Here is a 26193-nt window from a genome sequence, read left to right as displayed (position 1 = left end):
CGTCGAAGACGACCTCACTCGAAGATGAACTCAGCTGCCGTGCGGCTTGCGCAGGTCGAAGAGGTGCCGCGCGCTGTGCGCCACGAAGGACCCCTCGGCCTCGATGCGCTCGTGCAGGTCGCGCAGCCGGTCGCGGTACTCCTCGACGGTGAAGCCGGGGACCATCCAGACGACCTTGCGCAGGAAGTGGACGACGGCGCCGACATCGAGGAACTCCATCCGCAGCCGCTCCGCCCGCAGACCGACGACCTCGAGCCCGGCGGCCTCGGCGTCGGCACGCTCGCGCTCGGGGTCGCGGTGGCCGTAGCTCTCCTGGGGCAGCGGCCCCAGAAAGTACTCGATCAGCTCGAAGACGCTGGCGGGACCGACGTGCTGGGCGAAGTACGTGCCGCCGGGCGCGAGTACGCGGGCGATCTCGTCCCAGTGCGGCTGGACGGGGTGCCTGCTGACGACGAGATCGAAGGCGCAGTCGGCGAAGGGCAGGGGCGCGTCGTCGGGTGAGGCGACGACGGGGACACCGCGCGGCCCGAGTAGCCGGGTGGCCTTGGCGACGTTGGGCGCCCAGCCCTCGGTGGCGACGACGAGCGGGGGCCGGCGCTCGGCCCCGCCCTTCTGGAGGGCGAAGTCCAGTACCTCCCCTCCCCCGGTCTGCACGTCCAGCACGGCGGTGGCCTCGGTCAGCCGCCCCGCCATGGACGACGCGTACCCCCAGGACGGCCGCGCCTCGGTGGCCCGCCCCTCGAACCAGGAGAAGTCCCACCCCTCGGTGGACACGGAGGCGCCTTCGGCGAGGAGCTCGTCGAAGGTACGGGGGCGAGGCTGGGAGGGCATGCGGGCGAATCCGTTCGATGGGCCTAGGAGGACAAGGAGGACAAGGAGGAGAAGGAGGAGAAGGAGGAGAAGGAGGAGAAGGAGGAGAAGGAGAAGGTGGCGAAGGTGGCGAAGGTGGGGCTACTTCACCAAGGGCCGGACCTCCTCGGCGGCGAACCGCACGAACGCCTCCGGGTCGGGCTCGTCCCCGGTCGGCTGGAGGATCACGGTGTCGGCCCCGGCCTCGGCCAACCGTCCCACGGCCTCGGCAACGGCCTCCGCGTCCCCCGCGATCCCGAGACCGGGCACGTCGGCGTCGCCCTCGGCGACCAGTTCGGCCCGCAGCCGCTCGGCCGCGCCGGACCCGGTGGCGGTGAGGAGATAGACGACGACCGTGTGCGCGTCCGTCCGCCCGGCGGCGTCCCGCCCCTCGTCGATGAGCCGCCGGGCCCGTCGGACCCCGTCGGGCGGGGTGGACGCCGTGAGCACGGTCCCGTCGGCCGCCTCACCGGCCAGCCGCAGCGAACGGGGTCCGGCGGCGCCGGCGAACACGTCGACGGCTCCGGCGGGCGGCCAGTCGAGCGCGACGTCGTCCAGCCGGACGTAGCGCCCTTCGGTCGTCACCCGCTGTCCGTCCAACAGGCCCCTCAGAGCAAGCAGATACTCGCGCAACAGAGTCACGGGCGACTCGACCCGCGCCCCCACCTGCCCCATCCAGTCCTGCACCCCGTGCCCGACGCCGAGAACGGCCCGGCCGGGGAACATCCGGTGCAGGGTGGCGGCCTCCATCGCGGTGACGGCTACGTTGCGCAGCGGCACGGGGAGCAGTCCGACCCCGACCCGGACCCGTTCGGTCCACGCGAGCGCGGCGGTGAGGGTGGAGATCCCACCCTCACGGAAGCAGTCCTCCCAGAGCCACAGCTCCTCCAGCCCGGCCTCGTCGGCGACACGAGCCACGGAACGCAGCCGCTCGGGGGCGAGCTGGGGGCGGAATACGGCACCGAGTCCAGTCATGCCCCTCTTCCTACCCGCGCCCCACCCCACCGGACAACAGCATTACGCCTCCGCCGCCAGCGGATCCGCAAACCTCACGGTCTCGACAACCTCCCGCAGAATCGCCCGGTACTCGCCTCGCCGCGCCGGCACGGTGGTACTCAACGTGAACACGGCCATGCGCTTGCAGTCGGGGTGGGGGAGGTGGGCGTGGACTTGAAGGAGGGGGAGCTGGGGGAGACCGCTGCCGGGGGCGGGGCCCACGGTGGTTTCACTGAGGGTGGCGGGGCCGCTGGGCAGGTCGACACAGGCAACGTGCGTATGCCCGCCGCTTGCCGACGTGACGGCGCGGGCCGCGGTGACGGCACGAGGGGCGACGCTGGTGCTGTGCCAGGTGATGGTGAGGAAGGAGAGCAGATGGGCGGCCGCACCCGACGCATCGATGTCGTCGCGATGCAGGCCGACCGAGCAGTGGACCGTACCGAATTGGCACAACGCCGCCAGCATCTGCTGTCCCTGCGCCAACTGTGCGACGAACCCCTGCCGGGCCGGCCCGCCGGGCGCGGCATCAAGCAACGGGGCGACGGCCACCCGCAATCCTTCGGCGGCCGGCGAACCGGGGTCAGCGAGCAGGGCGTCGAGTGGCAGGGCGATGAAGCCGGGCGGTTCGGCGAACCATAGTTCTGAGCGCGCATCACCGACAGAGTCGTCAATCACGATCGTAGGACTACTCATGGCGTCTCTCCGAAAACCTCAGGACTGAACAGAATGAACCCCCGCCCGGCGACCGCGCTCAATGTCGTAGGGCCCTGCTCCCCAGTGGCTTAGGTGCTCGCCGCCCGGGGCTTCCATGCACTGTTCGATGATCTGCAAGCGTCGAGGAGCCGATCCGCTTCTCGCGGGTACGGCAATGACGCCCACGAAGCGCACGTCGCCCGCAAACCAGATCTCCTCGATCTGGGACTTCAGATGCGGTTTGGCCCGAGGTGCCATACGCCGACACCACCATTCCAGGCGCAGATGCCGAGTGAAGACGGCCGGCAACCACTGCTCCGGACGTGCGGGGTTGGGAAGCTCGAACCAGCCGAAGTGTCTGATGGATACCTCTGGTCGATCACTCAGACCATGTGGGGCTCCATGCAGAACCTGCCACCGATAGACACGCAGAATGCGAAGCATCCACAGCGCGGCAGGAAAGTAGCGACATTGAGTCAGGGCTCGGTACGGCGCATAGACGAAGTAGGGAAGGAACACCCACACGACCCAGTCGGCCGAGTAGACAGAGATACCGAGCAATGCCACCCACCCACCCACCCACCCCACCAGGCCGACAATGTTCATCACCATGTGGCTGAACCAGGCCCGACGAGTGGGCGGGTGGTCCCAGGCAGTCGTGCAGGCAGCAGGGTTCATGAGTCCTCCCTCCCCCTCAACGGCCGAAGACGTGTCGGGCGATTTCAACGAGGCTGCCACTGTCGAGAACAAGGCGTGAGCCGTCGATACCGGCAACGGTGCCGTCCTTGATACGGCTGTCATCTGCGTCCATGGCCTTGCCGTACAGCCCGAACCCTCCCGTCCCAATACCCACCAAGCCTGATGTTCCTGAGATCGCACTGGCCGCTCTGGCGGGATCACTCAAGCCGCGCACAGCGCGGGCAACCATGGAGTTCTCCAGATTTGCGATTGCTCCCGCCTCGTCTCGAATCTTGGAGCCATAGGTACCTGTCTTCTGCCAGAAATCAAGCACCTGCCCGCTTCTCCGGACCGCTCGCGTAGCCTCGAATGAGCCCTTGGCCACTGCCGCGATTCCTGGCAAGGCACCTACCGCGTCCGCCCCCACCGAGACCGCGTTGCTCCAAAAGTCGGCATCAAGCTCCCCCTTAGCCTCGATCTTGCGTGACGGTCCGCCGACGGAGTCGGTGGACCGTTTTCGTGCTGTGGGCTGAGGCTGGGCAGGTTGAGGGCCCGAGTGTCGTCTCGGATGGACGCCGGGTTCCACTGCTCCGGCCGGAGGGTTCTCTCGTAGGGGCGGATGAATCCGCTGCTCATCCCGGGTTCGGCAGGAGTGCGAGCCGTTCGAGGGCGGCAGTGATGTGACTGGTCCAGGGCCAGTGCTGGGCCAGGCGGAGGATTTGCCGACGGCCGGTGGTCACGAGCTGTCCGGCCGTGGTGAACAGGCGGAGCCGCAGGCGGCGAGGTTCCCAGAGACGGGCCTTGCCGGTCAGGGCGAGCATCGGCATCCAGGCCAGCAGGTCGAGAGCGATCTGCACGATCTCCAGCCAGATCCGGTTCTGGGCCGTGCGGTGCAGAGGAAGATTCCGCAGGCCGGTGGCCCGGGCGGCCCGGATGCGGTCCTCGGCCCGGGCCCGCAGCCGGTGACGGAGCTCGAGCTCGGCGATCGGCCGGCCCGAGGTGTTGGTGGCGAAACAGGTCAGCCGCATGCCGTCCGCGTCCGTGAGCCTCAACTGGGCCCCGGGGTGCGGTCGTTCCTTCCTGACGATCAGCCGCATGTCCTTGGGCCAGCCGTCCAGAACGTCGCCGGTGAGTTCAGCGACCCAGGCGCCGTCGCGGATCTCGCCGCCGGTCTCGATGGCCGCCGTCCAGGCCGAGGCCGGAACCTTCAGCACGTGCTGGTGGATCGCGTCGGTGATCACCATGCCGACCGAGTAGGACAGCCACCGTCCCCGCTGGGCGAGCCATGCGACGAAGTCGTGAGTGCCGCCCGCGGAGTCAGTGCGGATCAGGGTCCGGCGCCCACGCCGGTACTTCTTCGGCAGCTGGGCCAGCGCCAGTTGGGCGGCGGTGACGTGGTCGGACGCGGTGTTCGAGCCCGCGTTTCCTGGTCTGAGCAGGGCCGCGACCGGTTCCCCCGTGCCGCCCGGTCCGTGGTCGACGAAGCCCATCAGCGGGTGATGGCCGTAGGTCCGCTTCCAGGTGGGTGCGGCGTCCTCCTTGTCCGAGTGCGCGATCACCAGCACCCCGTCGAGGTCGACGGTCACCGCCCCGCCCGCATCAGGCGCTGCCCGTCCGGCCAACCGCCAGGCACGTTGACGGACTTCAGCCCGCGCGGAACGGATGGCCCGCAGGGCCTTCTCCCCGGAGGCTGCGAGGGTGTCGATGAGGCGGGAGACCGTCGGGTCGGAGGCGACCGGCCCGAACACGGCCGGCTCGGCCCGCAGCATGCCGATATCCGCCAGGCAGTCCCCGCCCATCGCGACTGCCAGCGCGAGGTCCAGGAGGATCTTCCCGGGATCGTGGACGGCCCGCGGCTTCCGCCAGGGCGCCAGGGCTGCGGATATCGCCTGGTCAAGGCCCGTCTTGCGGACCGTCTCCAGCAGCAGGACCGCACCGGCCTGCGAGACCACCTGCCGACCGTCTCCCTGGACACGGACACGCGGGTACGACGAGATAGGCTCTCTCACCTGGAAAGTGCTCTTTTCCTTGCAGCCAACAGGACCCTCAGCAAGTCCTATCGTTGCAGGTCAAGGGCACTTTCCGTGTTTCTGATCATCTCTTGGACAGCCCACCTCGCGAAAGCGCGAGGTTAGTGAGACCGTCCCACAACGACGCGCGTACTTCTGGATCGGCGATCCGCAGACCAAGCGCGATCATGTTGAGTCCCGAGGCGCTGAGCATCAGCGCCGCGACCGTCGCGACCCCCCACCCCATCGGCCCCGCCAGAAGCAGCGCCGCCACCCCGACCAGCCCCGCCGTGAAGCTGAGGATGTCCGGCAGGTTGTCGCCCAGCCAGTCCAGGGCCTCGTCGAACCACCCCGGCTCATGCGGCACCAGCTTCTTCGTGGCGTCACGGATCTTGCGCGCCCGGTGCCCGGCCTTCTCCTCATGCTCCCCGGCCAGCCTCTTCGCCTTGCCGATGACCTTGTTCAGCTCGTCCTGGGCATCGTCCAGGTCACCGTTCGCACGGGTGAGGACCTTCCGGTCAGGGTCGTCGCCCGCCTTGTCCACGCGCCCCTGCGCCCGCTCCACCGCCGCCCGCGCGTCCCTCGCGTCCTCCTCCAGCTTCCTGGCCCGCCGCTGGAAGTCACCGAGTTCCGCTTCCCAGCGGTCGAGTTGCCGGGCCGCCTTGCGGATGGAGTGCGCCGCGTTCTTGAGGTTCAGCGGCAACGCCCCGCCGTCGAGCTGCTCGCGGAAGGCGACGGCGGCGTCGCCCTTCCAGTAGCTGCCGTCGAGCAGCTTGGTGACGAGGTCGTACGCCTCTTGGAGAACCTTGGCGCACCCGCTGAGCTTCTTCTCCAGCCCCCGCACGGCCTCCGTGTCGCCCGGCACCGGATTGAACCCGAGATGCGGATACCTCGGATTCGGCATGCGCGGCGCGGACTTCAACCCCTGCGGCTTGTCCAGATCCGCCCGGGACCGCGGATCGAGCGCGGCGCCGTACGGGTCGCTCCCGGCCGTCGCGGTCACTTCGCGCCGCCGCCCCTGCGGTCGTGCGACGCCCGCACCGCCTCCTCGAGCGCCTTGTCCACCTCGAGGTAGCTGTCCTTGCTCTTGCCGATGATCTCGGCGAGGTCCTCCGTCTGCTTGCCGATCTCCTCGGAGCCGTACTTCCAGTCCTCCTGGAAGGACTCGCACGCGGAGTCGAGATCATCCGTACCGAGCCCGACGATCGTGGCGTCGGACAACGCCTTGCGCACGCCCCTGAGCGAGCTCGACGACCGCTTCAGCGACTTCATGAACCGCCCGAGCTCGTCCCCATCGACAACCAGCCGCTCCGCCACGTACCCCGTCCCCTCTCACCGGCCCACCCGCACCGATGTCAGGAACGACGACACTCACTCCCCGTGTCGCATGCGCGGTCCGCAGCCCTCTCCAGGGGGTCACATTCCGCACGAAGGGCTGGCGACGCCTATCAACGGTTGACGCCGTCCTCAGCTGAGCGTCAGATGAACCCGGTCAATCTGCTCGGCTCGGGCCTGGACGAAAGAACGGCTCTTCCCCGTCACGACGAATCCACACTTCTCAGGCACCCGGGCGGGCGCGCTCCAACTCGATCAGTTCGGCAAGAGCTGTGGTGACTATGCCCCGACCTCAGTGAGTTCACCCTGTTGCGAGAGGTACGCCTGGTCGAGCCGTCCTGATAGTCGATGGTCAGGTCCACGGCCTTGATGGACTGCTCGCTGTCGGTGGCGGAGGCACGGGTGTAGTGGGTCTGCTGAGGCGGCATGGCCGCCCCTGTCCGCCTCCGCGCGGCCGCCGCGCCCCGAGAGGGGCGGCGGCGGATCACGGTCGGCTCCTTAGGGGGACGTTGCTTCGAATCAGCGGTTCACGGCCTGGATCTCCTGGACGACGACGTTCTGCGTTGCACCGAACGCGCCGTCGGGGAGATCACCTCCGGCGCCGTCGCTGCCGGTCCAGTGGATCTCCCACGTGACCGTCGCCTGAAGCGGGAATGTGCCGTCGCCCGAGGAACGCAAGTACTTGACTCCGCACGGTGGCGTGGCGTCCGCCTTGCCCTTCGCATACGGCTCACCGATGCGACCGTCGTTGATTTCGCATACGCCCGAAGCCGGGTAGGTCTCGGCGTCCGGGGTGCCCGGCTTGATCTCCAGTGAGACCGGCTCCGCCGTGGCCGTCGCACTGACGCCGATGGCCTCCACGGAAGCGGTCACCGAAACCGGCTTGAACTCGGCACCGTCCAGCCATGCCCACGTCGGAAGGTTCACCTTGGTCGCCTCTGCCGGCGCCAGGGTCACCTCGGTACCCGGGACGCGGATCTCCGCGTAGGCGAGTTCGGCGAGGACCTCCGGGGTTACGGCGTTCTCGATGTCGGCGGGCGGGGGGTCGCCGACATCCACCCAGAAGTAGTCTTTGTTACACGCGTCCCAGCCCGGCGGGTAGCTCTTGTCCACGTACGAACCCCACCAGTAGCCCTTGCCGGTCTTGTCCTTGTTGAAGCCCTTCTTCTCGTCGTTCGCGTTGTACTTCTCCCGTTGCTTGGCGTCCCACTCGTACCCTGTCGAGCCGACCTCCCAGATCGGTTCCAGGTAATCTTGGAGCTGCTTCGGCGTGTACTTGGGCGCATACCAGCATGCCGGCGGTTTCCATGACGTGGACGAGGTCAACGCCCCGGCAGAACCGCCGCTGCCGTTCTTCGAACGGTCGAAAACGACGCCGGCGACGGTTACCCCAACAGTGCCGTCAGGTCCGGTCTCCGCACTCTGTTCCGTTTCCCCATCCGTTCCGCCGAATCCCTTGTCCGCGTGGGCCGGGCCAACCGCACAAAGGATCAGGGTGGCCAGGCCAACAGGCAGGACCATAAATCTACTTCGGTTCATGGCTGGCACTTTGCGCTCCCCCGCTCCGAAACCAATCGCTCGGTAACCCAGACGCCCTTGCTGTTCTGGCGCAGAGTGCCTGCATACAGGACGTAGCTGTCTTTCGTCGCCGATGTGACGTCGGTCTTCCCCGTCTTAAGGAACTTGTTGAACGACTTGCTCTGGTCCTCGCAGTACACAAGTGAAGCGGTGCCGTCATCCTTGGCATTGACGCTTTCACCGTAGTAGCGAGTCACGCCGGTCGTACGTGCCTTGTGATCAATGAATTCCTGGATGTACTTCTGGCTCCCGGCGGCGGCTTCGCCTTCGGAGTAGAAGCGATAGGCCGCGTGGAGCGCGTCTTGCTCCGCAACAGCCATGTCCACGGCCTTGATGCGCTGTTCGGCATCATGCAGCACGGCGTCCTTGACTGGATCGCCGGTCTTGTCCCACTCGAACTTGTACGTCACATCGGTTGGCAACTTGATCTTCGGTCGGTCGACCTCAGCCGGAGCGGACTCGCTCGGTGAAGTCGATGGCTCGCCGCCTGTGTCAGCACCTGCGATCTTGTCGTTGTCATCCGAAGCGCTGTCGCTACCACCGTCGCCTCCGCATGCGGACAGCGTCAGGGCCGCAGCGGCGGTCAGCGTGAGCGCTGCGAGTAGGGCGGGGCGGCGGCGAGTCACGGTGGGCTCCTGGGTGGGACGAGGATTCTCTTCAGCGAAGCAACGCTATCCACCGGGCTCCGGTGGCACCAGGGTGAAACCGGCATGCCCGCGGTGCCCTATGGGGCCAAATCAGCCTTACGTGTGGCTTCTTCGGCCATAACGGTTCCGTAACACGAGAGGGTCCGCACTCCGGTTGCAGGGTCCCCGTGTTGTTCCAGAACATTTCGTAGAGGAAGCAGCAAAGGCTCAGGACGTGGCGGGGAGGCGTGTCGGGATGGCGCGGCGGCTGTGGCGGGACGGGACGGGCGTGTTGGTGGTGGAGGGTGAGGATGGGGGCCCTGGAGTGCGGGTGCCGCTGGAGGTTGCCCGGTCGTACCGTGCGCGTGCCCGCGGGTTGCTGGGGCGGGATTCCCTCGACGGGGCGATGCTGCTCACTCCCGCCAGTGGCGTGCACACCTTCCGGATGCGGATGCCCATCGACGTGGCCTACCTCGACCGGCGGTTCCGTGTCATCGCCGTACGCACCATGCGGCCGGGCCGGCTGGGGTTGCCCCGGGTGCGTTCCCGGCATGTGCTGGAGGCCGAGGCCGGGGTGATGGCCGGGTGGGGGGTGCGGGCGGGGGCGCGGGTGGAGGTCCTGGGGGATGTGGGGGAACGGGAGGGGTAGGGCCGGTTCAGGGGGAGACCACGTGGAGGGTCGCCGTGCCGTCCGCGTTCGTCGTTGCCTGGATGACCACCGCGTCCTGCTGTGCGGCCGGGCGGGTGTCCCTCAGGGGGCCGCAGGAGTTGCCGCTGCCGTTCGCCCGCAGGACCGTGAGGCAGCCCTGGCCCTTGCCGCTCGCGCCGCCCTTCGACTGGCCCTTGCCCGACTTCACCTCGTACTCGATCTCGTTCGGGCCCACCTCGGTGACCGACAGCGTTGTCGGGCTGCCGTCCGGGCCTTCCAGGCGGATCGTCACAGGCTTGGTCACCGTGATCTCGCAGTTGCCGTCGGTGCAGGCCGCGACGTCGTCGCCGTCGGCCGTGGAGACGGAGGGGGAGGGAGAGGGGCCCTCCGGGTCTGGGTGGGAGTGGGTCGACGGGGGCGGTGCGGCGGCGGGCTCCTCGGAGGAGTTGCAGGCGGTCAGCGTGAGGATGGTCAGGGTGGTGAGGGCCAGTGGCCATCCCTTGACCACGTACTTCTTGCTGTGGTTCGGCATCGGGGTCTCATCCCTCCGTGCGGGGGAAGGAGACCTCTACCCTGCGGTTCTTCTTGCGGCCGGCCTCGGTCGAGTTGTCGGCGATGGGGTACTGCTCGCCGTAGCCGCGGACCTCGTAGGTGATGCCGGCGTCGTTCAGGGTCTGGGACAGGACGTCGTGTACGGCGTTGGCCCGCTTCTTGGAGAGGACGTCGCCGTGGGCTGAGGAGCCGAGGTTGTCGGTGAAGCCGAAGACTCGGACGCGGGTGGCGTTCTGGGTCTTGATCTCCTCGGCGATTCCGGTGATGCGGGACTTCGACTCCGCGCCGAGTTTGGCGCTGTCCTTGCCGAAGAGGACTTCCGCCTGGAGCGCGAGGGTCACGCTGGTGTTGGTGTCCTCGCGGCGTTCGTCCCCGCTCTGCTCCTCCACGACGGATTTGATGTCCAGCACCTTCGCCTGCGCGAGCGTGGCGCCGTCGGGGAGCTTCAGGTCCGGGTCGTTGGGGTCTACGTCCATGGGGGCGGAGGCGGAGGGTTCGGTGCCTGGGGGGTCGTTGGGGTCGTCGTCGGCGTGGGAAGCCGTGTTGCCGTAGATCGTCGTGGCGAGTACGAGCGTGACAACGGCTGCCAGGCGCGGGGGTGAGGTCATGGTGGGCTCACCCCGAGATTTCGATGGTGCCGGTCGTGAACATGGGCAGTTGGAGTGTCACCTCGGCGGCATCGGCCGGGGGCGCGGGGAACTGCATGAAGACCGGCAGGGTCTCGCCTGTCTTCAGCGCTGGAAAGTTGGTGGTCGTGAGCGGGCGCCCGTCCGTATCACGCAGCACGTAGTAGCGCTTCTTGCCCTTGGAATCCACCAGGGTCGCACCGCCTAGCGAGCTGCCGTTCCGGATGATCTCGGTCTCGTTACCGCTGAGTTGGGCCGGAACGTTGACCGTTTTGCTGCCATCGTTCTTCAGGTCGCCGCTCACCGTGACGAAGCCCCCCGCGTCCCGCTGTGCGGCGGTGACTTTGAGGAACAGACCGTTGGGGCCCTTCAGCTCGGCCAAGGTCTCCTCGGCGTCTCCCTCCTGGGCATCCGGCTGGGCCTCACTGCTCTTGGAGGAGGAAGATGAGGCCTCCGGTTTGTCGTCGTCGCCTCCACCGCCACAACCCACCAGGCCGAAGGCCAGCACGACCGCGACGGACCAGGCGGCCAGTCCTCCGCGGGCCCGTGTCGTGAACCGAACGCTCATGTCTCCGCTTCCTTCGTCCTTGTCGTTCGCTTGTCAGCTGTCGGCCAGATGGACGTCGAACAGGTCCTCGGGTTTCGGTAGGTCCGAGAGATCGTCCGGCTCCAGATCCCACTCCTCGCCACCCTTGCAGGAGAGCCTGGGCAGCGCGTCGTCGGCAGAATCTTCGGGTAGCGGCTTGACCGAGCAGCGGGCGTCGATGACGGCGGTCGCGGTTTCGGTCGCCGTCTGGCTTTCCGTGCCCGGCACGATGGTGTCCCCCACGGTGTCGTTGGTCTCGGCGACGACTGTGTAGCCCAGGAGTCCGTCCGGTGCGCAGTCCACACTCGCGTCGTTGCGTGCCGCCAGCTCGTGGGCACGCCAGCACCCGCTCGGCAACGGCGCCTTTCCCTCGAAGATGTCCAGCCATGTGTCGGGCTCCAGGACGTTCTCGAGCCATTCGTCCGCAAGGCCGTCCCGGGTCTCCAAGGCCGCCGCGAGAGCCGCGGCGTCGGCCGCGGTCTGTGCCTCACTGCGAGTAGCGGCGGCCTGGCCGACCGCGAAGTACGCGAACGCGAGAAAGAGCAGGCCCCCCACCACCGTGATGTAGATGGGGAATGCCTGCCCCGCGTCACCACTCCGGCGAGGGGCCCTCAACCGCCGGTTACCTCGGTGATCTTGTCCTTGATCGCGTTGTAAATCGTCTGCCCGATATCCGTCCCCGTGATCGCCAGCACGATCGCCACCACCACCGCGATGATCCCCAGGTACTCCACAGCCGTCTGACCCCTGTCGTTGCGGGCGGCGGCTCGGGAGTGCAGGTAGGCGGCTGTGGTGTGGAGCCAGTTGGTCATGGTGTTCCCCTCCAGGGTGGACGGCTGCTGTGGGTCGGTCCATCGAGGTCGCCCCGGGTGCGCGGCGGATGTGGGGAGCGGGCCGCCGGCTGGTCGTGCCGGGTGCCGTGTCGTCCACGAACTCCACCCCCCTCGCGCTCCGTTGGGACCCCGACCTGTCGGGAGTACCAGACGACGACTCTCCCACAGCAGATTGCAAGTGCGAAAGGTATTGCTCGGAAGTAGCCCGACTGGGCCATAGATCATTGGTTGTTGACGTCATCGCTTGGTGTGCAGTCGCACCGTGATGGTTTACGCCGCCCCCTTTCACCGGCTGCGTGTCCGACATGGCGTCCTCCTCCTCCCTACTCGCCCGTGATCGTTCCGAAGTCCGTCCCCGAACCCAGGATCAGGCCCGCGCCGAGGAGGATCATCGTGGCCGGGACCATGAAGGTCGTGATCATCATCGTGGCCTTGGGCACCGCCCGCGCGGCCTTGCGGCGGGCGTTCTGGGCGTCGGTGCGGCGCATGTCCTTGGCCAGGGAGACCAGGGTCTCGACGATGGGGGCGCCCAGTTCCTCGCCCTGCTGGAGCGCCGTAACGAACATCGCCACCTGTTCGGAGTCGTTGCGCCGGCGCAGCTCCGCGAAGGCCTGGCGGCGGCTCATGCCGAGGTCCATCTGGCGGAGCGTGATGCGGAGTTCGTCCGCCCAGGGGCCCTCGTACCGCATCGCCACGCGGTCCAGGGCCTGGCGGAAGCCGAGGCCCGCGCTCACCACGACCGCCAGTACGTCCAGGAAGTCCGGCAGCGTGCGCTCGATGACGTCCTTGCGGATGCGGATCGCCGACCATATGCCGACCTCCGTCCAGAACGCGCCGAAGGCCAGGAGGAGGAGGGCGACCACGAACTGGCCGCGGAGGAGGAAGACCAGGAAGCCCAGCGCGCCCAGGAAGCCGTAGACCGCGCGGCGGGCGGCGTAGCGGTCGATGGTCAGGCCGCCGGGGTTGCCGGCCAGGTCGATCCGGCGGCGGTACCTGGCCACCAGGGCCGGGCCCATGAGGCGCAGGATGGCGGGTGCGTAGCGCATGCCCATGCGGTCGATGAGGGAGCCCACCGGCCCGGTGCGGGTGGAGCCGATCTCCAGGGCGAGGGCGAGGTCGTCGGGGAGTTTCGCCTCCGCCCGGTACATGCGGACGCCCGCGAAGACGCCCCAGACGGCGGCGCCCATGAGGAAGGCGAGGAGCCATTCGATTCCGGGTCCCATTCCAGCTCCCCTCAGACGTCGATGCGGGAGAGGCGGCGGATGAGGACGAAGCCCACCGCGTAGAGGGCGAAAGCGGTGATCACCGCCGCCTGTCCGATCGAGGATCCCGTCATGCGTTCCAGGGCGCCGTCCTTCACGCCGTTCATCAGGAACAACGAGCCGACGCCCAGGACGGGGACGGCGTAGGAGGTCATGTTGACCTGGGAGAGTTGCGTGCGGACCTCCCGCCGGGTCTCCTTGCGCTCCTCCAGCGTCTCCGTGAGGTTGCGCAGCGCGCTGACCACCTGGCCGCCCGCGCGGTTGGAGAGGACGAGGGTGGTGACCAGGACGACGAGTTCGCGGGAGGGGAGGCGCTCGGCGAGTTCACCGAGGGCGTCGTCCATCGAGGCGCCGATGGCGAGTTGGTCGGCGACCTTGCCGAGTTCCTCGCCGGCCGGGGCCTCCAGCTCCTCCGCCGCCATGCCGATCGCGGTGCGCAGGGCGAGGCCGGCCTGGGTGGCGTTGGCGAGGATGCGGGCGAGTTCGGGGAGCTGGTTGATGAACTTCTCGATGCGTTTCTGACGTTGCCAGTTGAGGAACTGGACGGCGGCGCCGATGCCCAGGAGTCCGGCGAGCGGGCCGAAGAAGGGGGCCAGGACGGCCTGGCCCACCAGCCACAGGCCGGCGACGGCCGCGACCATGCAGGCGAAGAACTCGCCGGGCGTGACGTCCAGGCCGGTGGCGGCCAGGCGCAGTTCCAGCTTCCTGCCGAGCTTGGTGCGGCGCAGGCGGCGGTCCAGGGTGGGGAAGCGGCGCCGTCGGCCGATGACGGGTATCTGCCCGGTGGCCGCGAGACGCTCGACCAGGGCGGCGCGCTGGGCCCGGCCTGCCGCGTAGGAGTGCAGGCCGACGACCGCCAGGACGCAGGTCAGCAGCGTGATGCCGGTGGTGAGCGTGACGAGCGTTTCCAGTTTCATCGGGCGGTCCTAGCTGGTTTCGTCCTGTGCGTCATACCTGGTTCCATCGGGCGTCCTACCTGGCCTCTCGGGTGGTGAGCTGGTCCAGGGAGTGGGCGACGCCGAAGGCCTGCGGGACGGGCTGGTTGGCCATGTAGAGGCGCTCGGCGGTGCGGTGCGGGAGGGGGAAGTACTCGTACGCGCCGTGCACGCGGCCGTCCGCCGTCATCGGGCGGGCGTTGAAGCGGGCGACCGTGGCCAGGCGGTACGGCTCGCCCCCGTGGCTGGCCAGCAGGGCGATCTCGGTGATGCGGCGGGCGCCGTCGGCGAAGCGGGTCAGCTGGACGACGACGTCGACGGAGCTGTTGATCTGGTCGTGCAGGGCGACGAACGGGATCTCCACGTCCGACATCGAGGCCAGGGTCTGGAGGCGCATCAGGGCGTCCTCCGCGCTGTTGGCGTGGACCGTGGCGAGTGAACCGTCGTGGCCCGTCGACATGGCCTGGAGCATGTCCAGGGACTCGCCGCCGCGGACCTCGCCGACGACGATGCGGTCGGGGCGCATACGGAGGGAGTTGCGGACCAGGTCGCGGATGGTGACGCGGCCCTGGCCCTCGACGTTGGGCGGGCGCGACTCCAGGCGGATGACGTGGGCCTGCTGGAGCTGGAGTTCCGCCGAGTCCTCGATGGTGATGATGCGGTCGGACTCGGGGATCAGGCCGGACAGGGCGTTGAGGAGCGTCGTCTTCCCGGTGCCGGTCGCGCCCGAGACGATGATGTTGAACCGGGCCTGCACGAGGCCGGCCAGCAGGTACAGCATGTGCTCGTCGAGCGAGCCGAGGCCGATCAGCTCGTGCAGGGTGAAGGAGCGCGGGAAGCGGCGGATGGTCAGGGTGGCGCCGGTCAGCGAGAGCGGCGGGATGATGACGTTGACGCGCTCGCCGGAGGGGAGGCGGGCGTCGACCATGGGGTTCGACTCGTCCACGCGGCGGTTGACCGTGGAGACGATCCGCTCGATGGTCTGCATCAGCTGCTCGTGGGAGGCGAAGCGGAGCGGGAGCTGTTCGACGCGGCCGCCGCGCTCGACGAAGATCGCGTCGGGGCCGTTCACCATGATCTCCGTGACGGACGCGTCCTCGAGCAGCGGTTCCAGGATGCCGAGGCCGAGGGCCTCGTCCACCACCCGGCGGATCAGCTGGGAGCGTTCGACCGTGGACAGGACCGGGCCCTCGCGGCTGATGATGTGGCCGAGGACCCGTTCCAGGCGGGCCCGGCGTTCGGCCATCGCGAGGGAACTCATCTCCGCGAGGTCGATCTCCTCCAGGAGCTTGGCCCGGTAGGAGGCGACCAGGTGTCCGTCCTCGCCCCGGCCGCCGTGCTCCTCGGGCGAGTGGATGCGCGCGCGCAGGCTCATGCGTCCTCGGCTCCTCGGTCAGTGGTCCAGCGGCATGGTGGCCGTCCGGGTGGCGGGGTCGAAGTCCCAACCGGGGACGATCGAGGGGATGTCGACGGTGGCGGTGACCGTCACCTCGTCGCCGCCGTACGACGGCGGGCAGGAGGTGCCGTCCGCCAGCCAGCTGCTGACGGCCGCCGCGCAGGCGCCCTGCGCGCTCTCCTGGAGCGAGGCGCTGCGGGCCCCGGCGCGGGCCGCGGTGCCGGCCTGCTGGGCGGTGTAGGCGATCAGGCCCAGCTGTACGACGGCCATGCCGACGATGATCAGGATCGGGACGAAGCCGAGGTACTCGATGGCCGCCTGGCCCCGGTCCCTCGCTCGCCCGCCGCCCGGGCCCCTGGAGTACGCCATCTCAGTCGTCCTCCTCCTCGACCGCCCCCGCGTGCCCGTGCACGGTGAACGGGAAGCTGACGGTGCCCGGGAAGAGGATGGGGACCTCGATGCGCACGTCGGCGGTGACGTAGCCGCCCGCGGTGCCGCAGTCCACTCCGGCGCCCCCCTCCCACGCGCCCGGCAGCTTGTCCCGGCCTGCGTCCTGGCAGGCTCCCTGCCGCGCCCCCCGGTCGGCCGCCGTGGCCGCCCGTACCGCCTCGTCCGCAGCATTCCCCGCGAGCGTGTACGTGTATCCCACGAGAACGAGCTGCCACAGCACCACCAGCGTGGCGACGATCGCCGGGATCATGCCGAGGAACTCGACGGTCACCTGACCGGAGTCCCGGCGCCCGGTCCGTAACCCGCTCATCCCGCACCGTCCTTCCGGCGCCGGAAGCTCGCCGAACCGCGGTCGCCGCGGAAGCGGCCGTGGCTCTTGCGGGCTTCCTCGGGTGCGCCGACCAGGCCCAGTTCGCCGGCGAGGGCCCACAGGGCCTGTTTCACGGTGCTCCGGGCGTCGAGTTCGTGGACGCGGCCGGCGTCCACGGCGCCCTGGAGTTCCTTGAAGTTGGCGGGGACGGTGGTGCCGGCGATCGCGGTGCCGGTGATCCGCTGGATCAGCTGGGGCTGGATCTCCGTACCCCGCGTGTGCCGGTTGACGACCACGGTCGTCTCCTCCGCCTTGCGGATCTGGAGCCGGTCCCACATCCGCACCGTCCGTTTGGCGCCCCGTACGGCGACCACGTCCGGGGTGGTGACCAGGAGCGCGGTGTCGGCCATCTCCACGGCGGCGGCGCCGGCCCCGCCGAGCTGGGCGCCGCAGTCGATGACGACGACCTCGTAGCGCTGGCGCAGGGCGCCGACGATCTGGCGGGCGGCGCGGTCGGTGACCTCCTCGCCGCGTTCGCCCTCGCCGGGGGCCAGCAGCAGGGCGATACCGCTGTCGTGCCGGAAGACGGCGTCGGCCAGGACCCGCGGGGAGAGGTCGGTGATGGCGGCGAGGTCGGCCACGGAGCGGCGGAACTGGACGTCCAGGAAGGAGGCGACGTCGCCGGCCTGGAGGTCCATGTCGAGCAGCGCGGTGGGGCGGCCCGCCGCCTGTGCGGCCAGGGCCAGCTGGATGGCGGTGAGGGTGGTGCCCACGCCGCCCTTGGCGCCGCTGACGGTCACGACGGTGCCACCGGCGCCGGTGAACACGTCGCCGCCGCTGCCGAGGTGCCGGCGTACGCCCACCGACCACTGGGCCACCGCCTGGACGCGGCTGGCGAGTTCCTCGTAGCCGAGCGGCAGGGCGACCAGGCCGCGGGCGCCGTAGTCCATGGCGGCCTGGAAGAGGCCGGGGCCGGGGTCGGAGGTGACGAGGATGACGCCGACGGCGGGGAAGCGGAGGGCGACCTCGCGGATCAGCTCCAGGGCCGGCACCGGGCCGATCCGCTCGTGGACGATCACGACCTCGGGCAGTTCGTCGACCGACTCGGCGGCGAGGCGGGCGAGGGTGTCGACGAGCTGGGTGGAGTCGGCCACAGGTGCGACCGGTTCGGCGTCCGGGAGCTGGCTGAGCAGGGTGGTGAGGGACCGTACGGCGTCCACGTCGCCGACTGCGGGGAGGATCCTCGTGGCCATACGGGCTCTCACTTGTCCTTCGCGAGTTCGTACGTCCGGTCCTTGTCCGGGACCGTGGTGTCGCCGCCGGGCGCGACGAGCGCGAGCCGGACGCGCCGGGCGAACGACTCGGCGTAGGTGATGCGCTGGGCGTCGATGGTGGACAGTGCGAAGGTGATGGGGACGGCGTCGGTGGGCTCCCGGTCGCGGCTGTTCTCGTCGGGTTCCAGTGAGGTGAGTTCGCCGACGTCGATGACCTTGGCGTTGGTGACGATGATCTTCGACTGGGCGGGGTCGCCCTCGCGCTCGCCCTCGAAGGTGGCGTACACGTTGACGGCCGAGCCCGGCGTGATCTTGCCGGCCACGCCGGTGGCCGCGTCGATCATGATGGCGACCTCCTGCTGCCCGGGCCGCAGGGCGGGCTGGTCGACGATCATGTCGGTCTGGAGCAGCGAGCCCGCCTTCAGTGTCGTCACGGCGATCTTGCCGCGGACCTGGCCGAGGTCGGTGACGGCGTTCTTCGACAGCCAGCGCTCCGGCATCTCGACCTCCTCGAACTGCCCCTCGCTCAGCGGCGTGTAGGGCTCCACGTCCGACTTGAGCCGGTAGGCGGCGACCTCCGGTCCGACCTTGGACTTCACGTCGTTCACGACCGACAGCACGCCGGCGAAGGCGCCGAGGGCGCAGAGGACGGAAAGGATCAGCAGGATGATGCCGCGGCGCTGACGGGAGTTCATGAGCCGTGCAACCTCATTGGGGGAATCGGTCGGACCGGATCGGATGGCGGGGCGGACGGGGCGCTGGGGACCTACCCGGTGAGAGCCCGTCTCTCACGGCGGCGGCCCAGGGCGGGATCGTGGCGGTGGCCGAGGGCGGGATCGGCGCCGCGGCCCGGAGCCTTGCCGCCGGGGGCGTCGTAGACGGGCGGTGTGGCCGAGCAGAACACGCAGCGGTCGCCGATGACGTCGATGCCGCACCAGTGGCAGACGCTCTGCCGCACCGAGGTGACCAGTTGGTAGAGGACCGAGAGGTCGGGCAGGTAGGCGCAGAACTCGGTCAGCCGGCCGGTCCCCCACCAGCCGGGCGACTCGGCGGGCAGCGGCATCTCGCGCAGCCCCTGCACGCGCCAGGACGGGGCGAGGGTGCCGGTGACCCAGTCGGCGGGGTGCTGCCCCTTGGCGACCAGCAGCCAGGTGCCGAACTCGGGTCCGTCCAGGCCCGCTTCGGGTCCGATCCGCACGAGCTGGGGCACGGGGTGGGCCACGACCCCGAACTGGCTGCCGGGCATCCAGGACCTGGCGTGCGTCTTCAGGCCCACCGGGACGTGGTCGAGCCGGGCGACGGAGCCGAGCACCGCGCCGGCGTGGATGTAGTGGGTGAGGAGGCGGCCGGCCGAGGCGAGCACGCCGGGGCTGAGGTCGCAGGAGGCCAGCTGGCGCAACTGCCGGGCCAGCACGGCGAGGCCGAGCGGTGGCAGGGATGGCCGGAACAGGGCGATGCGGTCGCTCTCCAGGAGGCCGCGGACGGTGTGCAGCCGTCGCTCCACGCTCGCCGGGGCGGCCTGCGAGCACACCACGATGACGTGCCCGTACTGGTCGAGGAGGGACTGGAACTCGGCCAGCACGTGCTCCAGGGGACGCTGGTCGACGTCCTGGAGCACGACCGCCGGCAGGGTCCGTTCGTCCTGCGGCGGCAGTGCCATGTCGGCACTGGTCACGGCGATGGCAGTTGGCACGCCCGGCTCCCCGTCTCCCATGCCCGTCGGTCCGCCGGCGTTGCCCCGGCACACCCGGATGACTTCACTGCGTGACTACGTGAGCACTGTATCCACGCGTCTGTGACCGGAGAACAGCGTTTCCGTCGCTCTGGAACAACTTATGTTGCACAAGGCGCAGTAAACCGGGGCAGGTTGAGCATTTCCACAGGGCCGCGAGGCTGGTCCGGACCCACCTCTTGACACCGCAATTGGTCTGGACCAACTTGTACGTCAACGTCCCCACTCCCCCACCGGAGGCCCCAGTGGAGCCCGTACGCAGACCGCTCGGCAGACGGCTCGGCAGACGGACGAAGTTCTGGGCGGGAGCCGTCACCGCGGCGCTCGCCCTCTCGGTCACGGCCGTAGGCCAGGCGTCGGCCGCCGACGTCAACAACGCGAAGAACGCCGGCTTCGAGGCCGGTCTGTCCAACTGGACCTGCTCCGCGAACAGCGGTACGACCGTCTCCTCCCCCGCACGCACGGGCTCCGCCGCGCTGAAGGCCACGCCGGCCGGGCAGGACAACGCCCGCTGTGCGCAGAGCGTCGCGGTCAAGCCCAACTCGACGTACACACTGAGCGCGTGGGTGCAGGGCGGGTACTCCTACCTGGGCGTGACGGGCACGGGCACGACGGACGTGTCCACCTGGACCCCTGACTCGGCCTCCTGGAAGCAGCTGACGACGAGCTTCACCACGGGCTCCTCGACGACCTCGGTCTCGGTGTACACGCACGGCTGGTACGGGCAGTCGGCCTACCACGTGGACGACCTGTCCGTCTTCGGCCCCGACGGTGGCGGCGGCACGGACCCCGACCCCACGGTCCCGTCGGCCCCGGCCGGCCTGAGCGTCTCCGGTACGACGTCCTCCACGGCATCGCTGGCCTGGAACGCGGTGTCGGGCGCCACCGGCTACAACATCTACCGCGGCGGTACGAAGGTGACGGCGGTGACCGGCACGTCGGCGACGGTGACCGGCCTCGCGGCCGCCACGTCGTACTCCTTCCAGGTCACGGCGGTCAACGCGGCCGGTGAGTCCGCGAAGTCGGCGGCGGTGACGGCCCGGACCACGGAGCAGGGCGGCGGGGGCGGCGACCTGCCCAAGCACGCGGTGACCGGCTACTGGCAGAACTTCAACAACGGGGCGACGGTCCAGAAGATCTCCGACGTGCCGGCCGCGTACGACATCGTCGCGGTGGCCTTCGCCGACGCGACCACGACGCCGGGCGCGGTGACCTTCAACCTGGACTCCGCGGGCCTCGGCGGCTACACGGTCGCCCAGTTCAAGGCGGACGTCCGCGCGAAGCAGGCCGCGGGGAAGAAGGTCATCATCTCGGTGGGCGGCGAGAAGGGCACCGTCTCGGTGAACGACTCGGCCTCCGCGACCAACTTCGCGAACTCGGTGTACGCCGTGATGCAGGAGTACGGCTTCGACGGCGTCGACATCGACCTGGAGAACGGCCTCAACGCGACCTACATGACGCAGGCCCTGCGCGCGCTGTCGGCGAAGGCGGGCCCGGACATGATCCTCACGATGGCCCCGCAGACCATCGACATGCAGTCCACCTCGGGCGGCTACTTCCGCACGGCGCTGAACGTGAAGGACATCCTCACGGTCGTCAACATGCAGTACTACAACAGCGGCACGATGCTGGGCTGCGACGGCAAGGTCTACGCCCAGGGCACGGTGGACTTCCTCACCGCCCTGGCCTGCATCCAGCTGGAGAACGGCCTCGACCCGTCCCAGGTGGGCCTCGGCCTCCCGGCCTCCACCCGCGCGGCGGGCGGCGGCTACGTGGCCCCGTCGGTGGTCAACGCCGCCCTGGACTGCCTCACCAAGGGCACCAACTGCGGCTCCTTCAAGCCGTCGAAGACCTACCCCGCCCTGCGCGGCGCGATGACCTGGTCCACGAACTGGGACGCGACGTCGGGCAACGCGTGGTCGAACGCGGTGGGCCCGCACGTGGACGGCCTCCCGTAGGGGCGACTGATCCGGCTCAGGCCCCTGCCCGCGGTGACGTGGGCGGGGGCCTTCCCATGTGGGTGGCCCACCGGGCAGGGCGACCACCTGCTGTGGGATTCGTATGAAACATTTCCGGGGCTCGACGCATCAATGAGGTGAAGGCAGGTCACTACAGCGGTGGGCCGGGGGAGCGTGTTCATGAGGCAGGGGCGGGCGGACGAGTACGCCGAGTTCGCGGGGGCGCGGGCCGGGCATCTGTACCGGTCCGCCTGTCTGCTCACCGCCGGGGACACGCATCTGGCCGAGGACCTGGTGCAGGAGACCCTGGGCCGGCTGTACCTGCGGTGGGGGCGGGTGGCGCGGGTGGAGAACCCGGCCGCGTACGCGCAGACCGTGCTCACCCGGACCTTTCTCGCCCATCAGCGGCGGCGCAGCAGCGGGGAGCGGGCGACGGACGTCTTCCCCGATCTGCCGGGCGCCGGTGACGGGGACGCGTCGCTGCGGCTGACGCTGCTGGACGCGCTCGCGCGGCTGCCCGCCAAGGACCGGGCCGTCGTCGTCCTGCGGTACTGGGAGGACCGGTCGGTCGAGCAGACCGCCGACGTACTCGGCGTCAGTTCGGCGGCGGTGCGGACCCGGTGTTCGCGGGCGCTCGGGCGGCTGCGGGAGCTGCTGGGCGAGGACCTGTCGGAGTACGCCAGACCCTGAGAGCCGCGGCGGCTGCCGTTCGGTTCGTCTCACCTCGTGGAAAGGGTGGTTTCGCCATGCCCCAGGAAGATGGCCGGGATGCGTTCGAGGACCGGCTCTCCGCCGCCCTGCGCGACGCCGGTGACGGCTTCGTGACCGACCGGGGTTCCCTCGTCACCGCCGGGCGGATCCGGGGGCGGCGGGCGCTGTTGCGGCGCAGGACGGCCGTGGTGGGCGGGATGGCCGGGGTCGCCCTGGCCGGGGTGGGCGGGGCCCTGGTCCTGCCGGTGGACGAACCGGCCGGGCCCGCACGGTCCAGCGTCTCCTCGAGCGGCGCTCCGACCGCCGCCACGACCGCCTACTCGGGCGACGACCTGCTGCGGGAACTCAAGGCTCAGCTGCCCAAGGGCGTGACCAGCCAGGAGGAGGCCAGGGGGACGCACGACTGGCCCGGCCCCGGCGTGGCGCTCGTGTTCGACGACAGCGCCGGGGCCGCCGCGATCTCCCTGGGCGTCGAGCGGCTCCGGCCGGGGAGCGACCGGATCCGCGACGTGGGGAAATGCCCCGACAAGAACCTCACGGACTACGACGACTGTGTCACCGACCGGCTGGCCGACGGTTCGCTGCTGCGGTTGTACCGGGGCTACGAGTATCCGGACCGCCGCGCGGAGACCAAGCTCTGGACCGCCGACCTGGTCACCGCCGAGGGGCACTACGTCACCCTGTCCGAGTGGAACTCCCCCGCCCAGAAGGGCGCCCCGGTCAGCCGCGACGAACCTCCGCTGACGACCGCGCAGTTGCGGGGGATCGTCACCGCCGGGGTGTGGCGCCAGGTGGCCGACGCCATTCCGGAGTCCAGCAAGCCGTCGGCGACGCCGAGCACCGAGCGGCCCCGTGCCGCCTCCGGCAAGGCCGTCGCCGACACCCTCGCCCGGCTGCTCCCCAAGAAGGCGAACGTCGTCGCGCAGGGCGGGCAGGAGTCCGAGTACGCGTACGTCGTCGTGGACGACGGCCGGGGCGCGAGCCTCGTCCAGATCAACGTGCAGCACGGCATGGACAAGGCCGCCGACGAGCTGTACGGCGACGGCGAGACCCTGCCCGACGGCACCCGCGTCGCCACCCGGCAGAGCCCCGGCGAGAAGGGCGGCTCCGGCGTCGTGATGTGGACCGCCGACACACTGCGCGCCGGACCGGAGGGCTTCCGCGTGGTCATCAGCGCCTTCAACACCGGCGACCAGAACGAGGCCGCCACCCGCGCCACCCCCGCGCTGACCATGGATCAGCTGCGGAGGATCGCGCTCAGCAAGGAGTGGGACCGGTTGGCATGACCGGTGCCGGAGCATCGGGTCAACTGCTCCTTGAGGCACACCTGGTGCCCCGATGTTCCCTTCCCCGACCCTTGGGCGGGTCGCCTCTGGAACGACGGGGCTAGAGTGCCAACAAGCCTTGCCCCACAGGAGGACGGATCATGCACGCCCAAGACGAACGAGCCCAGGCTCCCCGGTCCGGGAACACCCGTACGGCGCCCCGCCGGGTCGACGCCGCCGCGGTGACCGCCTCGCGAATGCCCGGTACGCCGCACTCGGCCGTCGTGTTGCAGCGCGCCATCGGCAACCAGGCGTACAGCCAGGTGGTACAGCGGGCACCGGCGAGCGGTGGTCCCGCTGCTCCGGAGGGGGCCAAGATCGGCCTCACGCTGTCGGCCGTGAAAGAGCGGTTCGAGGCGTTGAAGGTCGAGGAGCCCGAACTGGCCAAGCAGCAAGAGGCCAGGTGGAACAAACTTCTCTATGTCCTGCAGGAGTTCGACAACTGGATGCGCAGCATCGAGGTCGGGTACCGGTTCGGCGGCAGCCTCATCGCTTACATCTACGGGGGAGCCAGGGCACCGCAGGACATCGACATCGAGGTGTCGAACGGTGACAACATGCACCGGCTGCTCACCGAGATGAAGGGTTCAGGCGCCTGGTCCGGACAGCTCGGTGAGCAGGGCAACCAGCTCCTGTCCATTTATTGCAAGAACGCACGGGTGCCGGAGTTCCAGTTCGACGTGTCAAGCGAGACCCAGGGTTTCAACACCCCGTTCGAGCTGAAGGAATCCATGCAGGTGGAAGGGGACGCCGTCGTTTCGGGAGACAAGGTCTCGCGCGACGAACTGATCCTCAACTACCTGGACCGGATGATCCAGAAGCCCGACGTCGCGAGGAGCAAGGGCGATGACGATCAGATTGCCGGCCTTCTGAGGGCGGCCGGGTGCCGTACCCCCGCCCACGTCGAGGCCTACTGGGGCCGGAACCTCCAACCGGCCATCAAGGCGGGCGACTCCCGTATCCCGGCCCTGCGCGACAACCTGGCGAGCATCGCCACGGAGAAGTTCGCGCCCGAGGCCCAGGCACCGAGGGGCGCCTCGCCCGAGCCGATGGAAGTCGACGGGGACGAGATGGACCTCAGCTGATCCCGGCCCGTCCGGCCGGTCCCACCGCGGGGACTGGTCTGAGGCCCGGAAGGCGAACCAGGGCTGGAAGAACTCCGACCAAGGCTGGTCCCAGACCTGCTTCACGCACAGGACCGGGACCAGCAGCAGGCCCGCAATCGCCGGAGCGCTGTTGCCGAGGCCGCCATGCGCCGCTCACGATCGACCGCGGGATTACGAACCGTCCTTCGAGGGCATTCCTCGCTGCCCGTCCGGCTCTTTCCGGGCTCTTCCGGAAGTGCCACCCTGACGGCAGGCCGAACCGGAGGGACAAGCGTGTACTTGCGTCGTTCTCGTACGGACGAAACGACTGTGCGCCCCGACACTCCGAGGCCCTCGGCCCGGTCGCGGGGCGTGTCCTCGTCCCGCCCGCTCGATGTTCCGTCTCTCCAGCAGCTCGCGGGAAACGACGCGGTGGCGCGTGCGGTGAAGGACATGCCCGTCCAGCGAGTCGGCAGCACAACGGCTCCGGGCGTACGCGCGCCCCGGCGGCTGGAGGAGGTACTCCCCCGTGACGACTGGTGGCGGGCCCAACTCGACCCGGCCCACCACGAAGAGGCACGGCGGACACACCCGCAGAACCCCGGGGAGCTGTACGACCACCAGGAGTCGCCGGGTTACCAGTCCAGCATGACGGCCGCGTACGACCAGCACCTCAACGGCGACGACATCGGCGAACGGGTCGACTTCGCCAAGTACAACGCGATGCACGATTCCGTGGTGTCCGGGCTCGGTAAGGACTTCGACCCCTCCGGCAAGGACGGCTACGCGACCAGCTTTCCCCTGCGTGCCAGCTCCCCCACACCCTCGGTGCTGAACGAGGAGATCGACGGCAGGCGGCTGACCGTCAAGAGGGACGGGTTCGCCGGTACGGGCGTCAGACCGGACGCCCTCACCTGGTACGGCCGCATGCACGGGGCTCCCAACGTCCTCATCGAGACCCTCTACAAGCACGACGAGGTCGAGCGTTTGGTCACGCAGATCCTCGACCGTCTGTATGCGGATCTCGATGGGTCGGAGACCGACCGTGACCGCTTCAAGGCCATCGGGCGAGCGGTTCGGAGTATCCACATCATCCACCCGTTCGAGGACACCAACCGGCGGCTGAACGTGCACGTGCTCCTGCCGCGACTGCTCCTGGCGGCCGGTTTCCAGCCGGTGATCTTCAAGGACATGGACCAGCTCTTCCAGGGCGGACGGTCCCTGGACCAGATCGCCGACGCCCTGCAGAGGGGGCAGGGACTGGACCTCACCAGCGACGATCTGGAGCCCACCGAGTCCCGCTACGACCGTCCCTGGTACGAGAACGACGGGCCGGCGGTCGCGGGCACGACAGGGACCATCGTCATCCCGACCTTCTCCTCGCTGCAGACACCCCAGAGCTACTACGAACCGCTGCACGCCCCCGCTCCCGCGGGAGGCTACGAACACCTTGAAGCGGACGGCCCGGGACCGGCTCTGGTCCACGGGCAGTACGCGGAGATGGGCGGCCCGGGACCGGCTCTGGTCAACGGGCAGTACGCGGAGATGGGCGGCCCGGGGCCGACGATGAAGCATCCGCCTCAGACGAAGTCAGGCCCCGGCGGGACCGTCCGACGAACGGACACGGCCGGACGTGCCGAGCTGACCGAATACCTGGTCGGGGCCCTGCAGCAGCAACCCGCCGGTCACGGAGACCAAGCAGGCCCGGACGGGCAGCGTCCCCCGGAGCAGGGGCGCGGCTGAGC

29 protein-coding genes are annotated in these 26193 nt (G+C 69.5%); 6 read left to right on the top strand and 23 right to left on the bottom strand.

Going from position 1 to position 26193, the window contains the following annotated elements; genetic code table 11:
• Positions 1-30: 30 nt before the first annotated feature.
• The 10 genes from OIE75_RS24195 to OIE75_RS24150 all read right to left on the bottom strand — a co-directional run bounded on the left by OIE75_RS24195 (position 31) and on the right by OIE75_RS24150 (position 8764).
• Positions 31-831 (bottom strand): class I SAM-dependent methyltransferase, encoded by an 801-nt coding sequence (locus OIE75_RS24195; protein WP_329472117.1) that lies wholly within the window; start codon positions 829-831, stop codon positions 31-33.
• 120 nt (positions 832-951) lie between these two features.
• A complete protein-coding gene (locus OIE75_RS24190; protein WP_329472116.1) occupies positions 952-1824 on the bottom strand; it encodes an LLM class flavin-dependent oxidoreductase in 873 nt (290 codons plus the stop codon).
• 42 nt (positions 1825-1866) lie between these two features.
• Positions 1867-2520: a hypothetical protein gene (locus OIE75_RS24185; RefSeq protein WP_329472115.1), complete on the bottom strand. Its 654-nt coding sequence runs from the start codon at positions 2518-2520 to the stop codon at positions 1867-1869.
• A 36-nt stretch (positions 2521-2556) separates the two neighbouring features.
• Positions 2557-3216 (bottom strand): hypothetical protein, encoded by a 660-nt coding sequence (locus tag OIE75_RS24180; protein WP_329472113.1) that lies wholly within the window; start codon positions 3214-3216, stop codon positions 2557-2559.
• Between the two features lie 16 nt (positions 3217-3232).
• On the bottom strand, positions 3233-3550 hold the full coding sequence (locus OIE75_RS24175) for a hypothetical protein (protein ID WP_329472112.1): 318 nt from the start codon (positions 3548-3550) through the stop codon (positions 3233-3235).
• Positions 3551-3848: 298 nt separating this feature from the next.
• Entirely contained in the window at positions 3849-5225 is a 1377-nt protein-coding gene (locus tag OIE75_RS24170; RefSeq protein WP_329472111.1) for an IS1380 family transposase, read from the bottom strand.
• An 85-nt stretch (positions 5226-5310) separates the two neighbouring features.
• Complete coding sequence (locus tag OIE75_RS24165; RefSeq protein ID WP_329472110.1) at positions 5311-6228, bottom strand: putative T7SS-secreted protein; 918 nt, start codon at positions 6226-6228, stop codon at positions 5311-5313.
• On the bottom strand, positions 6225-6542 hold the full coding sequence (locus OIE75_RS24160) for a hypothetical protein (RefSeq protein WP_329472109.1): 318 nt from the start codon (positions 6540-6542) through the stop codon (positions 6225-6227). The genes OIE75_RS24165 and OIE75_RS24160 overlap by 4 nt, the downstream gene beginning before the upstream one ends.
• A gap of 537 nt (positions 6543-7079) precedes the next feature.
• The gene (locus OIE75_RS24155) at positions 7080-8108 is read right to left on the bottom strand and encodes a hypothetical protein (protein WP_443078386.1); all 1029 of its coding nucleotides are present in this window, start codon (positions 8106-8108) and stop codon (positions 7080-7082) included.
• A complete protein-coding gene (locus OIE75_RS24150) occupies positions 8096-8764 on the bottom strand; it encodes a hypothetical protein (RefSeq protein ID WP_329472108.1) in 669 nt (222 codons plus the stop codon). Before OIE75_RS24150 ends, OIE75_RS24155 begins: the two co-directional genes overlap by 13 nt.
• A gap of 256 nt (positions 8765-9020) precedes the next feature.
• Between OIE75_RS24150 and OIE75_RS24145 the strand changes: the two genes are divergently transcribed.
• A complete protein-coding gene (locus OIE75_RS24145; protein ID WP_329474046.1) occupies positions 9021-9413 on the top strand; it encodes a DUF192 domain-containing protein in 393 nt (130 codons plus the stop codon).
• 7 nt (positions 9414-9420) lie between these two features.
• Here the strand turns inward: OIE75_RS24145 and OIE75_RS24140 are convergent, their stop codons facing one another.
• The 13 genes from OIE75_RS24140 to OIE75_RS24080 form a co-directional block, all read right to left on the bottom strand.
• Positions 9421-9945 carry a hypothetical protein gene (locus tag OIE75_RS24140; RefSeq protein ID WP_329472107.1) on the bottom strand — a complete coding sequence of 175 codons (525 nt, stop codon included), beginning with the start codon at positions 9943-9945 and terminating at the stop codon, positions 9421-9423.
• 7 nt (positions 9946-9952) lie between these two features.
• Positions 9953-10573 (bottom strand): OmpA family protein, encoded by a 621-nt coding sequence (locus OIE75_RS24135; RefSeq protein WP_122615994.1) that lies wholly within the window; start codon positions 10571-10573, stop codon positions 9953-9955.
• Between the two features lie 7 nt (positions 10574-10580).
• Entirely contained in the window at positions 10581-11159 is a 579-nt protein-coding gene (locus OIE75_RS24130) for a hypothetical protein (RefSeq protein ID WP_329472106.1), read from the bottom strand.
• Positions 11160-11192: 33 nt separating this feature from the next.
• The gene (locus OIE75_RS24125; protein WP_329472105.1) at positions 11193-11792 is read right to left on the bottom strand and encodes a pilus assembly protein TadG-related protein; all 600 of its coding nucleotides are present in this window, start codon (positions 11790-11792) and stop codon (positions 11193-11195) included.
• On the bottom strand, positions 11789-11989 hold the full coding sequence (locus OIE75_RS24120) for a Flp family type IVb pilin (RefSeq protein WP_329472104.1): 201 nt from the start codon (positions 11987-11989) through the stop codon (positions 11789-11791). The genes OIE75_RS24125 and OIE75_RS24120 overlap by 4 nt, the downstream gene beginning before the upstream one ends.
• A 344-nt stretch (positions 11990-12333) precedes the next feature.
• On the bottom strand, positions 12334-13233 hold the full coding sequence (locus OIE75_RS24115; protein WP_329472103.1) for a DUF5936 domain-containing protein: 900 nt from the start codon (positions 13231-13233) through the stop codon (positions 12334-12336).
• 11 nt (positions 13234-13244) lie between these two features.
• On the bottom strand, positions 13245-14189 hold the full coding sequence (locus tag OIE75_RS24110) for a type II secretion system F family protein (RefSeq protein WP_307014882.1): 945 nt from the start codon (positions 14187-14189) through the stop codon (positions 13245-13247).
• 55 nt (positions 14190-14244) lie between these two features.
• On the bottom strand, positions 14245-15582 hold the full coding sequence (locus OIE75_RS24105) for a CpaF family protein (protein WP_307014881.1): 1338 nt from the start codon (positions 15580-15582) through the stop codon (positions 14245-14247).
• Positions 15583-15600: 18 nt separating this feature from the next.
• Positions 15601-15972, bottom strand: a complete 372-nt coding sequence (locus OIE75_RS24100; RefSeq protein ID WP_307014879.1) for a TadE/TadG family type IV pilus assembly protein — start codon at positions 15970-15972, stop codon at positions 15601-15603.
• Position 15973: 1 nt separating this feature from the next.
• Positions 15974-16363, bottom strand: coding sequence for a TadE/TadG family type IV pilus assembly protein (locus tag OIE75_RS24095; protein WP_307014877.1), 390 nt, complete (start codon positions 16361-16363; stop codon positions 15974-15976).
• Entirely contained in the window at positions 16360-17616 is a 1257-nt protein-coding gene (locus OIE75_RS24090; protein WP_329472102.1) for an AAA family ATPase, read from the bottom strand. Before OIE75_RS24090 ends, OIE75_RS24095 begins: the two co-directional genes overlap by 4 nt.
• A gap of 8 nt (positions 17617-17624) precedes the next feature.
• Complete coding sequence (gene cpaB / locus OIE75_RS24085; RefSeq protein ID WP_307014874.1) at positions 17625-18332, bottom strand: Flp pilus assembly protein CpaB; 708 nt, start codon at positions 18330-18332, stop codon at positions 17625-17627.
• Between the two features lie 71 nt (positions 18333-18403).
• The gene (locus tag OIE75_RS24080; RefSeq protein ID WP_329472101.1) at positions 18404-19351 is read right to left on the bottom strand and encodes a hypothetical protein; all 948 of its coding nucleotides are present in this window, start codon (positions 19349-19351) and stop codon (positions 18404-18406) included.
• A 263-nt stretch (positions 19352-19614) separates the two neighbouring features.
• Here OIE75_RS24080 and OIE75_RS24075 point away from each other — a divergent pair, with 263 nt between their 5' ends.
• The 5 genes from OIE75_RS24075 to OIE75_RS24055 all read left to right on the top strand — a co-directional run bounded on the left by OIE75_RS24075 (position 19615) and on the right by OIE75_RS24055 (position 26191).
• Complete coding sequence (locus tag OIE75_RS24075) at positions 19615-21327, top strand: chitinase (RefSeq protein WP_307014871.1); 1713 nt, start codon at positions 19615-19617, stop codon at positions 21325-21327.
• A gap of 180 nt (positions 21328-21507) precedes the next feature.
• Positions 21508-22017: a SigE family RNA polymerase sigma factor gene (locus OIE75_RS24070; protein ID WP_307014870.1), complete on the top strand. Its 510-nt coding sequence runs from the start codon at positions 21508-21510 to the stop codon at positions 22015-22017.
• A gap of 56 nt (positions 22018-22073) precedes the next feature.
• Positions 22074-23324 carry a hypothetical protein gene (locus OIE75_RS24065; protein WP_329472100.1) on the top strand — a complete coding sequence of 417 codons (1251 nt, stop codon included), beginning with the start codon at positions 22074-22076 and terminating at the stop codon, positions 23322-23324.
• 221 nt (positions 23325-23545) lie between these two features.
• Positions 23546-24448, top strand: coding sequence for a hypothetical protein (locus OIE75_RS24060; RefSeq protein WP_307014868.1), 903 nt, complete (start codon positions 23546-23548; stop codon positions 24446-24448).
• Positions 24449-24901: 453 nt separating this feature from the next.
• Positions 24902-26191, top strand: a complete 1290-nt coding sequence (locus tag OIE75_RS24055; RefSeq protein ID WP_307014867.1) for a hypothetical protein — start codon at positions 24902-24904, stop codon at positions 26189-26191.
• Positions 26192-26193 lie beyond the last annotated feature (2 nt).

Source organism: Streptomyces sp. NBC_01723 (genome assembly GCF_036246005.1).
Lineage (GTDB): Bacteria > Actinomycetota > Actinomycetes > Streptomycetales > Streptomycetaceae > Streptomyces.
The sequence above is the reverse complement of the archived record's forward strand: the minus strand, read 5'-3'. Positions and strand labels throughout refer to the sequence as shown.

Excerpts from the sequence above, each read along its gene's own strand:
- OIE75_RS24195 (WP_329472117.1), bottom strand. The coding sequence starts at position 831 with ATGCCCTCCCAGCCTCGCCCCCGTACCTTCGACGAGCTCCTCGCCGAA.
- OIE75_RS24190 (WP_329472116.1), bottom strand. The coding sequence starts at position 1,824 with ATGACTGGACTCGGTGCCGTATTCCGCCCCCAGCTCGCCCCCGAGCGG.
- OIE75_RS24180 (WP_329472113.1), bottom strand. The coding sequence starts at position 3,216 with ATGAACCCTGCTGCCTGCACGACTGCCTGGGACCACCCGCCCACTCGT.
- OIE75_RS24145 (WP_329474046.1), top strand. The coding sequence starts at position 9,021 with ATGGCGCGGCGGCTGTGGCGGGACGGGACGGGCGTGTTGGTGGTGGAG.
- OIE75_RS24140 (WP_329472107.1), bottom strand. The coding sequence starts at position 9,945 with ATGCCGAACCACAGCAAGAAGTACGTGGTCAAGGGATGGCCACTGGCC.
- OIE75_RS24135 (WP_122615994.1), bottom strand. The coding sequence starts at position 10,573 with ATGACCTCACCCCCGCGCCTGGCAGCCGTTGTCACGCTCGTACTCGCC.
- OIE75_RS24130 (WP_329472106.1), bottom strand. The coding sequence starts at position 11,159 with ATGAGCGTTCGGTTCACGACACGGGCCCGCGGAGGACTGGCCGCCTGG.
- OIE75_RS24120 (WP_329472104.1), bottom strand. The coding sequence starts at position 11,989 with ATGACCAACTGGCTCCACACCACAGCCGCCTACCTGCACTCCCGAGCC.
- OIE75_RS24115 (WP_329472103.1), bottom strand. The coding sequence starts at position 13,233 with ATGGGACCCGGAATCGAATGGCTCCTCGCCTTCCTCATGGGCGCCGCC.
- OIE75_RS24110 (WP_307014882.1), bottom strand. The coding sequence starts at position 14,189 with ATGAAACTGGAAACGCTCGTCACGCTCACCACCGGCATCACGCTGCTG.
- OIE75_RS24105 (WP_307014881.1), bottom strand. The coding sequence starts at position 15,582 with ATGAGCCTGCGCGCGCGCATCCACTCGCCCGAGGAGCACGGCGGCCGG.
- OIE75_RS24100 (WP_307014879.1), bottom strand. The coding sequence starts at position 15,972 with ATGGCGTACTCCAGGGGCCCGGGCGGCGGGCGAGCGAGGGACCGGGGC.
- OIE75_RS24095 (WP_307014877.1), bottom strand. The coding sequence starts at position 16,363 with ATGAGCGGGTTACGGACCGGGCGCCGGGACTCCGGTCAGGTGACCGTC.
- OIE75_RS24090 (WP_329472102.1), bottom strand. The coding sequence starts at position 17,616 with ATGGCCACGAGGATCCTCCCCGCAGTCGGCGACGTGGACGCCGTACGG.
- cpaB (WP_307014874.1), bottom strand. The coding sequence starts at position 18,332 with ATGAACTCCCGTCAGCGCCGCGGCATCATCCTGCTGATCCTTTCCGTC.
- OIE75_RS24080 (WP_329472101.1), bottom strand. The coding sequence starts at position 19,351 with ATGGGAGACGGGGAGCCGGGCGTGCCAACTGCCATCGCCGTGACCAGT.
- OIE75_RS24070 (WP_307014870.1), top strand. The coding sequence starts at position 21,508 with ATGAGGCAGGGGCGGGCGGACGAGTACGCCGAGTTCGCGGGGGCGCGG.
- OIE75_RS24065 (WP_329472100.1), top strand. The coding sequence starts at position 22,074 with ATGCCCCAGGAAGATGGCCGGGATGCGTTCGAGGACCGGCTCTCCGCC.
- OIE75_RS24055 (WP_307014867.1), top strand. The coding sequence starts at position 24,902 with ATGCCCGTCCAGCGAGTCGGCAGCACAACGGCTCCGGGCGTACGCGCG.